The sequence below is a fragment of the Pseudokineococcus marinus genome (assembly GCF_013004605.1).
GTDB lineage: Bacteria > Actinomycetota > Actinomycetes > Actinomycetales > Quadrisphaeraceae > Pseudokineococcus > Pseudokineococcus marinus.
In genome coordinates this window covers 1-1,100 of record NZ_JABEMA010000553.1, presented here as the reverse complement: position 1 = coordinate 1,100, position 1,100 = coordinate 1, and the positions used below count along the sequence as shown (strand labels likewise).

Annotated in this window: 1 protein-coding gene; it reads right to left on the bottom strand. The window is 79.5% G+C overall.

Annotated elements, in window-relative coordinates:
- Positions 1-125 precede the first annotated feature (125 nt).
- Entirely contained in the window at positions 126-884 is a 759-nt protein-coding gene (locus tag HLB09_RS17430) for a glucosamine-6-phosphate deaminase (protein ID WP_212771330.1), read from the bottom strand.
- Positions 885-1,100 lie beyond the last annotated feature (216 nt).

The following is a 1,100-nucleotide window of genomic DNA, read 5'->3' as shown; positions in this document are numbered from 1 at the left end:
CGCGACGACGAGCCCGTCCCGCGCCGCGACCCAGGCGTCCGGGTGGCGGCCGCCCGCGTCGACGAGGAGGGCCGAGCGGACGACGAGGTCGCCCACCGGCGGGCCGACGACGGAGCCCGCGGCGCTCACGCCGGCACCGGCCGGGGGCGCCCGGTGGTGCGCTGGTCGAGCAGGGACGCGGCCGCCGGGTCGAGCAGCACGAGGACGTCGTCGAAGGTGCGCAGCGCCGAGGCGGGGCAGTCGGTCGAGACCTCCCCCTCCAGGGCGGCGCGCACGGCGCCCGCCTTGGCGGCCCCCTGGGCGAGCAGGACGTGTCGCCGGGCCGTGCCGATCGTCGCGACGCCCTGCGTGAGCGCGCGGCGGGGCACGTCCTCGGGCCGGTCGAAGAAGCGGGCGTTGTCGGCGACGGTGCGGTCGGCGAGCTCGACGACCCGCGTCCGCGAGGTGAAGGACGAGCCCGGCTCGTTGAAGCCGATGTGCCCCGTGGCGCCGATGCCGAGGAGCTGGACGTCGACGCCGCCGCGCTCGGCCAGGGCCCGCTCGTAGGCGGCGCCGGCGGCGTCCAGGTCCGCCGCACCGCCGTCGGGCACGTGCACGCGGCGCGGGTCCAGCCCCAGCGGTGCGCGCACCTGCCGGTCGACCACCGCGGCGTAGGACTCCGGGTGCCCCGGCGGCAGGCCCACGTACTCGTCGAGCGCGAACACCTCGACGCCCTCCCAGCGCGCGCCGGCGGCGGCCAGCTCCTCGTAGACCCGGGCCGGCGACGAGCCCGTGGCCACGCCCAGGGCTGCCAGCCGGCCGGCCTCCAGCTCCTCGAGCACGACGCGCGCGGCGCGGCGCCCGACCTCCTCGGCGGTGGCGAGCACCTCGACCTCGAGCACCACGGGCGCTCCTTCCGGACGGCGGGACGGGCGGACGGCGGCCCGCCGGTCGACGACCAGAGCGAGCGGTCGTGAGCGTAGCGCTCAGAACACGTCAGCGCCGGGCGCGGGTCCGCTCACGTCTCGCGCCCTCCCCCGCTGCTAGCGTCCGGACGTGCCCGAGGAACGCCCCGCGGCGCCCCTCGCCCGCCCCCGCCCGCTGCGCCCGGACGCCGCGGC